We start from the raw sequence: 7093 nt of genomic DNA on the forward strand, positions 1-7093 counted from the left end.
GTGTGGGTTTCACCGGAGCGGCACGGCACCCTCACCGGCGTGATGAAAAGCCAGATCGACTGGCTGCCGCTCTCCGAGGGCAGCGTGCGGCCGACCCAAGGGCGCACCCTCGCCGTGATGCAGGTGTCCGGCGGCTCGCAGGATCATCATTGCGACTGTCTTCAGCGCAGGCTCGCCCTCAACATTCTGCTCGACGAACAGGTTATTGCCGCGCTTGCGAGAGCGACCGCCGCTCTGCGTGAGAAGGATGACCCTGCCGTGCTTGACCTTGAGCGTGTGATCCGCACACACCGGATCGGCATCTTGAAGCAGCGGGCCGTCTTGGGGGCTGCCGGGATCGACGTGTGATGGACCAGCGCCGCCTCTACGTCGTCCGGGGCGCTGCCAAGAATGGCATCATTACCTACAAGTGCCCGACAGCGGAGTGGGCGCTACGCAAGCTCCGTGACTTCAAGGCAGCCGGGCGACAGGACATCACGATCACCGATCCGGATGGTGTCTCGCTGACGGAAGCCGACCTGATCGGCATCGTGGATGGCTCGGACGGAGCACCAGCTAATGCCTCGGCGATGGCGGTTCCTCAGACCGCGCGTTGATCGGTTCAGGCATAAGGTCCGCCGAACAAATCGCCGAGCGCCTTCCGCCGAAACAACGTGCGCCAGCGCCGTCTCTGATGCTCCGGCCGGTCGTGGATCATGTGACATCGCTGGCAGAAGGCCGCGAGGTTGGCGTCCGCGTTGTTCGAAGTGTCGTGATCCCGATGGGCCGCAGCTAACACCACCCGGGTCCGGCGCACTCGTCCGAGAATGTCGACCTCTACCGCAATCCGGATCCTGCGCCCCCAGCCGTCGCGCCACCGGCCGGCATCTGCGTCCCACCAACGCCCGTCGCCGAGGTGATAGACCATCCGCCCATGCGGCCGCCCGCAGCCCTCGCAGCAGCCCCTCGCCCGGCCGAACCGGATCACGGCCGAGAGCTGCGGCCAGTCGATGGGGTAGAAGAAACGGTGCTCGGGCCGGATCGGCATGGGGGCCGGACTGTGCCACCGGGCGTGAAGAAATCGTAGCGGTGGCGCTGCCTGCGGAATGCATATGGACCTGTCCGACGTCGAATTCTGGGCCCTCCTCGCGGTGGCGATCCCCGGTCTGTTCCTGCCGGTCATCATCGCGTGGTGGAAGGGCCGCTCCATCGTGCCGATCGCCCTGCTCAGCCTCGTATTCTGGCCCGGCGCGCTGATCTTGGTTCTCAGACTGCGACGCAAGCGGGGTTTGTAACCTGCGCTGCAAAAGTGCCTGAACGATATCGACCGCGGTGACGTTCAGACCGGGACCGATCGAACTGATCCGTCTGGAGTAAAGCGCCATGTCGATGAAGACACTCGCCCTTGCCACCGTGTTCACCCTTACGGTTTCAGGCGCAGCGGTGGCTCAGACCGCAGCCGGTGGCGGCAGCGCTGAGGGCAACATGAACAACCCGGGCTCCGTAAAGAGCAGCTCCGAGAAGTCCATGGAGGGCGGAAGCAGCTCGATGGGCACGGGTACGATGAGCACGGGCACCGGTCCGGGCACCACCGGCGGTCCGCCCGTCAGTACGCCTGGCGCGCCTGCCGGCAGCGGCACAGGCAATGGAGCTACCGGCAGCGGGGCTGCGCCGAGCGGCAAGTAAGCTCATCTCGCCCCGCAGCTCTTACGCTGCGGGGCTACTACGCCGATCTCGATCCGCCTCTTCGGCCGCCACCGCCTCGACGGCCGCGATAACGTTCTCCAGTTCGGCGACCTGGCGCAACATGCTCCCCGCCGGCAAGCCGCTATGCTCAGCCATCGCGAGGATGAGCATGCGCTGCTGCGTCTTGAGGCGTTCAAGAAGGTCGTTCAGCTTGTCGGACATGGGCGCGCTGTAGCTGTCGAGGAGCGGCCCAACAACCGAGCGGTGGCTTGCCAGAAAGCCGCAGGCCTAATCGTCCTGCTCATCGTCCGTAGGCTCCTCTACCGCTTCGTAGAGCTTGAGCACGCGATAGACCCGGGGCACTTCCGCGACGTACATAACCTCTACATCTACCAAGAAGCCGATGAGAAGTGGGTTATCTTTGCCCGCAAGCATCTTGGTCCTCATCTCAGGATCATCTATCAGTACGGTGAGCGGTTGGTCGCTGATCTTGTCGATGACTGCCTTGCCGCTCTTCTTTCGAGCCGTCCCCCGCGACGCAGTGTGCCAATACATCAGCGCGCGGTTGTATACGGTCTGCTCCGGTTCCTTCCGAGTCTCAATCTCTTTCGTGATCCGGTTCTGGATAGCGTTGGCTTCGGTCGATCCGATCGTCAGCGAGACATTCACGGTCGCACCGCGGTCCGCATAGATCTGCAAGGTGCTGCCGGGATCCTTCGCGGGGATGTCCATCAGGCGGCTCAAATCCTTCAGGTCTTTCTGCGGCGTCTCGCTCGGCACCTTCTTGCCATCCCGCAATTCGGCGAGGGAAGTGGTCAGTTGTTTGGCAAAGCCGATCATGGATCCACCTGCCTTTGCAACGTCCACTAATTCTTTCGGATGCGCCGCCGCGTAGGATACCAATTCCGCCACGATGCTTCCAGGTCTAATAACATGAACGAATAATTTGGCTTCTTCCTTGGTGACAGCCTCATCAGACTGCATGAGGTAGCGTTGATATTGGCTGTTCACTGCGGCGAGCGCGGCCGTCAGGTCCGCGAGTTCGACAGGCTGGAGGTTGTTGATCTCAATCGTCAGCGGGGGTTCGGCAACGCGGCGCCGCCCTGGCGCAGTAGGTTGATGGTGCCTTCATCGAACCCGGCTTGTTCGCCGAAGAACGTCGCCGAGGACGCGCCCTGCTTGTCGTTGATCGATTTCATGTTGTCGGCGATGGAGATCGCGCCCGCGATGAGCGCCGCGCCGCCGTTCCCGATTGAAGCTCTGCCACCCGTGATGCGCGCCGCCGTTGAGGCCTTGGAGCAGCACGTTCAAGCGCCCCGATCCTTGTGCGCCCATAGCGTGCTCTCAGCTGCGATGCTGGTCTGCCAGGGTCTCGCGGACATCAAGGTCGAGGGCCTGCCCGCCCCGGTCCCGCTGTCCCTGTTCATGTTGGCCATTGCCGTGTCGGGCGAGCGGAAGTCTGCCTGCGATACCCTCGCCCTGCGCGCCGTGGCCGACGAGGAGGCCCGACTGCGCCTAGAGCACGTCGAGGAGGATCGACGATTCAAAGCGTCCTGGGCTGCGTTCGAGGCCGAGAAGAAGAAGATCGAGCGCGACACCAAGATAGACCGAGCCGAGCGGGAGAGCCGCCTTCTGGCGCTGCGCGAGCCGGTATCGCCGGTCACACCCATAATCCGCGCAGAGGAGCCGAACCTCGAAGGGCTCATCAACCTCCTGCGGGTCGGTCGCGCAAGCGTTGGGATCTTCACGTCAGAGGCCGGGCAGTTCCTCGGCGGCCACGGCATGGGCCCCGAGGCCCGCACCCGCACCGTCACCGGCCTATCAAAGCTATGGGACAACGGGTCGGCTCAACGGGTGCGCGCTGCGGACGCTCAGACCTTCGTCGGGCGCCGGGTCGGCATCAGCCTCGCTGCGCAGCCGCGGGTCGCCTCGACCTTCATCGGTGACGAGCTGGCGAACGATCAGGGCATCGTCGGCAGGTTTCTCGTGATGATGCCGGAGAGCACGATTGGCTTCCGCGTATTCCGGGCCACGAACCCGAGCGCCGACGCCCGCCTGCTCAAGTTCCAGGATCAGTGCCGCCGTTGCCTGGACGTAGGTCTGCCGATCCGGGAGGGCGCCCGAAACGAATTGGCGCCGCCCGTGCTGGATCTGTCTCCTGACGCCTGGACCCTGTTCCGGCAGTTCGGCCAGTCGATCGAGGACGAGAACGGCCCCGGCAAGGCGTGGCGCCCGGTGTCGTCGGCCGCAGGCAAGATCGCCGAGAACGTAGCGCGCATCGCCGGCATCCTGACCCTGTTTGAGCAGCCTGAGACGGCGCGTCCGAGCCGGATGACAGGGATCAGCCGCAGCCTTGAAATTAAGGTCTCGGTTGAGACGATGGCGGCGGCCTGCGCGATCGGCACCTTCTACCTGCGCGAGGCCCTGCGCCTCACCGGACACGCGATCCTAGACCCAGAGATCCGCGCGCAGAACGACCTAGTGGATTGGCTGGTCGAGAAGGTGAAGCCGGGCAACCTGACGGCCCCGAGCCTGATCCAGAAGCTCACACACAGCCACTTGCGTACCGACGCGGCCACGCTGCGCCGCCGGCTCGACGCCCTGGTCTCGTTCGGCCGGATCGAGCCCGCGGGGAAGCAGGAGATCGACGGGAAAACCTACCGCGAGACCTACCGCGTGATGGGAGAAGCGTAGCGATGTCGGGCGACCTTCCCCTGTTTGACCCGTTCAAGGCGCTGGCCGAGATCCGCCGCAAGGCCGCGCAAACCAGTGGCGCCGAACTTCCGCAAAAACTTCCGCAAGCAACTGCGGGAGCAATCCCTGATACAGATCAAAAGCTTAACCACACTTCCGCAGCTTCCGCAGCTTCCGCAGGGGTCCCGGCCCAACACGCCCCGCGCGTGCCCACGTATAAAGAAGAAGAAAGAAGAAAAATATAATAATATCAAGCACTTACGCGAGAGATGGGGGTGCGCAGGGCGGCACGGACCTGTGTGGGCTGGACGGGGTTGCGGAACCTGCGGAAGCTGCGGAAGTTTCGCTAAGTCGTTCAGATCAAACGGAAACACCAGAAATCGAGGTTGCGGAAGTTTTTGGTGATAGGCTGCGGAAGTGGCGTTCAGGCCTTGCGTCCTTGTCTCCTGACCAGCCTCCCTGCCCCGGTTATCGTTTGGACGAGTGGCCCCGCACCCTCGCCCGTGCCCACGATTTTCTCGACACCTTCGGCACGCAGGCCGAGGCTTTGGGCTGGACGTCGAGCCGGCTGTTCGGCGTGCATGCGACAGCAGGCATCGTTCGCGTAGACGCCTGCGGCGCCCTCGTGCTGCCGATCGCCGGCACGGTCCGCGCCATCACGGCCACGGAAGTCTCGTTCGGCCACCTGACACACCGTGAGAAGCCCGGCCAGCCTCAGGGCGTCCCGTGGTGGGAGTGGGGCCGATGATCCCCGCTGCCGACCGCTGGGGCCCGTTCGCGGATAGGATCGATCCCGCCGAGCGGCTTGCTCGACTTCGTGGCCTGCGGGCGACCGCCCGCTTGCTCGCGGGTCCGCGTGCCGCTGACCTGTGCCGCTTGCTCGCCCGCGCTGAGGCCGACGTGAGCGCGCTGGAACCCGCCTGCCGGGCTCTCAACGCCCTGCCAGCCAACGACCGCCGCCAGATCTGGGCCGCCTACGCCGCCCTTGCACGCGCAGCTTGAGGAGATGACGATGCACGCCACGGAAATCGACCGCATGTGGTTTCGGGCTCACCCGAACCGTGAGTATCGCCTGCGCCGCCAGACGCCCGCCGAGGTGCAGCGGTGGCCTGTCCAGCCCGGCCCCGACTTCGACGCCTGGTGCATCATCCGCCGGATCGATGGCGTGATGGAGCTGTTCGCCATCAAGGCCGGCGAGACCTGGGACGATCACGACCTGGAGCTTGAGCTGTTCTTCGACAGCCTCCGGGAGGCGGCATGAACGCGGCCCCCTCGTGCACGCGCACGCTCGTGAGCGAGCAGAGTGTGCAGGGTGTGAGCGGCGATAGCCTTGAAGCTGCCGCCGACGCCCTGCTGCGCATCGTCGTGACCGGCGAGCGGGAGCGGAGCGCCGTCGCCAACCCCGATTGGGCGCCTCGCCGTCCCTGGACCGACACCCTGGCACCTCCGTCGACCGACGACCTCAACGTGGCCGGTCTCGCCGCGGACCCGATCGGCGCCGCATGCCGTGCCGAGCTGCGCCGGATCGGGCATGCGCTGCGTGCCGCCAACCCGCACGAGGACTTCGTGGCGCTGGAGGTGGAGATCGCCGAGATGGATCCGACGCATGCGGGTTGGCGCGCGATGGTCCTAGAAATGGCGTGGCATGGGATCGGAGGGCCGACGCCGTGATTGCCGCTCTCCCCGACCCGCCGACGCCGGCCAGCATCCTCACCCTAATCCAAGGCGTCGAGCGCCACGGCCCAGCAGCGCCGGCAGCCATCGCCTTCCGGTCTGCCCTGTTCCGTGCCGGCCTTGAGGCGGACGCGGCCGGCGGTCTCGCCGCCCTCGATAGGCTGATGGATGCAGCCGCGGCGGCCGACCCCGACCGCGCCGATGCCCGAACCGCGATTTTGCGGGCCGCATGGGCCGACCTGCTGCCCGGTCCTGGTGGGAGGGCGAGACCATGACCCCGCGCGAGCAAGCCGCCTTCACAGCCGGCATCGAGACCGCCCGTCAGATGGCGCTCACCGCGGCCGTGACGATGGAGACCCGGGAGGACGCCCGAGAGGTCCGCCAGCAGGCCGCAGTCGCGGCGCTCCACGGTCTCGCGGCCGGGCTGCACGCGGCGTTCATCGCCCCGCCGGCCAAGAGCGATCCTCTGCGCCGCATCATGGCGACGATCGCCACGGACCCGGCCGACAGCGGCACCGTCGAGTGCCCGACGTGCAAGGGCCAATTGTCGTGGCGCCGCGACAGCCACAACGGCCACCTTCACGGCCAGTGCGAGACGACCGGATGCCTCCGGTGGATGCAGTAGGTAGCGAGACCATGGCGGTGACGGTCACAGGTGGCGACAAGCTCGAAGCGCGGTTGAAGGAGATGGCATCCGACCTACGCCGCGCCTCAACCGTCGAGGTTGGCTGGCTCGACGGGGCGACCTACCCCGATGGGACGCCGGTCGCCCTCGTGGCCCTCATCAACGAATTCGGCAACGCGGCTCACGGCCAACCGCCGCGCCCCGCCATCCGAAACACCATCGCGGTCAATGCGACGGAGTGGCAGGCCAAGTTCGCGGTGTTGCTCACGGCCAACAGCTACGACACGGATAAGGCGCTCGCGCTCATGGGTGAGATCATCAAGGGCGACCTACAGCAGGCCATTACCGAATATTCCGGGCCGCCGCTGAAGCCATCCACCGTCGCGCGGAAGGGGTCGGACAAGCAGCTCGTAGACCAAGGCATCGAGCTTGCCG

At 65.8% G+C, this 7093-nt stretch carries 14 protein-coding genes; 11 read left to right on the top strand and 3 right to left on the bottom strand.

What is annotated here, in order from left to right; translation table 11 throughout:
* Nucleotides 1-348, top strand: a 348-nt coding sequence (locus MKK69_RS21720; protein ID WP_279598547.1) for an NAD(P)H-dependent oxidoreductase, incomplete at its 5' end; no start/stop codon positions are given.
* Complete coding sequence (locus MKK69_RS21725; RefSeq protein ID WP_243971336.1) at nt 348-596, top strand: hypothetical protein; 249 nt, start codon at nt 348-350, stop codon at nt 594-596. The genes MKK69_RS21720 and MKK69_RS21725, both read left to right, overlap by 1 nt.
* Nucleotides 597-601: 5 nt before the next feature.
* On the opposite strand, the gene MKK69_RS21730 is transcribed toward MKK69_RS21725, so the two are convergent.
* Nucleotides 602-1027, bottom strand: coding sequence for a hypothetical protein (locus MKK69_RS21730; RefSeq protein ID WP_243971339.1), 426 nt, complete (start codon nt 1025-1027; stop codon nt 602-604).
* 64 nt (nt 1028-1091) lie between these two features.
* Here MKK69_RS21730 and MKK69_RS21735 point away from each other — a divergent pair, with 64 nt between their 5' ends.
* Complete coding sequence (locus MKK69_RS21735) at nt 1092-1274, top strand: hypothetical protein (protein ID WP_243971341.1); 183 nt, start codon at nt 1092-1094, stop codon at nt 1272-1274.
* Nucleotides 1275-1362: 88 nt separating this feature from the next.
* Nucleotides 1363-1665, top strand: a complete 303-nt coding sequence (locus tag MKK69_RS21740; RefSeq protein ID WP_243971343.1) for a hypothetical protein — start codon at nt 1363-1365, stop codon at nt 1663-1665.
* A 21-nt stretch (nt 1666-1686) separates the two neighbouring features.
* Here the strand turns inward: MKK69_RS21740 and MKK69_RS21745 are convergent, their stop codons facing one another.
* Nucleotides 1687-1887 (bottom strand): hypothetical protein, encoded by a 201-nt coding sequence (locus MKK69_RS21745; RefSeq protein ID WP_243971345.1) that lies wholly within the window; start codon nt 1885-1887, stop codon nt 1687-1689.
* A gap of 66 nt (nt 1888-1953) precedes the next feature.
* Nucleotides 1954-2649 carry a hypothetical protein gene (locus MKK69_RS21750; RefSeq protein WP_243971347.1) on the bottom strand — a complete coding sequence of 232 codons (696 nt, stop codon included), beginning with the start codon at nt 2647-2649 and terminating at the stop codon, nt 1954-1956.
* 9 nt (nt 2650-2658) lie between these two features.
* On the opposite strand from MKK69_RS21750, the gene MKK69_RS21755 reads away from it, so the two are divergent.
* From MKK69_RS21755 to MKK69_RS21785, 7 genes are all read left to right on the top strand, one after another.
* Nucleotides 2659-4359, top strand: a complete 1701-nt coding sequence (locus MKK69_RS21755) for a YfjI family protein (protein WP_243971349.1) — start codon at nt 2659-2661, stop codon at nt 4357-4359.
* A 2-nt stretch (nt 4360-4361) separates the two neighbouring features.
* A complete protein-coding gene (locus tag MKK69_RS21760; RefSeq protein ID WP_243971351.1) occupies nt 4362-4604 on the top strand; it encodes a hypothetical protein in 243 nt (80 codons plus the stop codon).
* 230 nt (nt 4605-4834) lie between these two features.
* Nucleotides 4835-5107: a hypothetical protein gene (locus MKK69_RS21765; protein ID WP_243971353.1), complete on the top strand. Its 273-nt coding sequence runs from the start codon at nt 4835-4837 to the stop codon at nt 5105-5107.
* Nucleotides 5108-5371: 264 nt separating this feature from the next.
* Complete coding sequence (locus tag MKK69_RS21770; protein ID WP_243971354.1) at nt 5372-5620, top strand: hypothetical protein; 249 nt, start codon at nt 5372-5374, stop codon at nt 5618-5620.
* Nucleotides 5617-6030, top strand: coding sequence for a hypothetical protein (locus MKK69_RS21775; protein ID WP_243971356.1), 414 nt, complete (start codon nt 5617-5619; stop codon nt 6028-6030). Before MKK69_RS21770 ends, MKK69_RS21775 begins: the two co-directional genes overlap by 4 nt.
* A 274-nt stretch (nt 6031-6304) precedes the next feature.
* Entirely contained in the window at nt 6305-6658 is a 354-nt protein-coding gene (locus tag MKK69_RS21780) for a hypothetical protein (protein WP_243971357.1), read from the top strand.
* An 11-nt stretch (nt 6659-6669) separates the two neighbouring features.
* A partial coding sequence (locus MKK69_RS21785; protein WP_243971359.1) for a hypothetical protein occupies nt 6670-7093 on the top strand: 424 nt, incomplete at its 3' end.

This window comes from Methylobacterium sp. J-026, assembly GCF_022829585.1.
Taxonomy (GTDB): Bacteria; Pseudomonadota; Alphaproteobacteria; order Rhizobiales; family Beijerinckiaceae; genus Methylobacterium.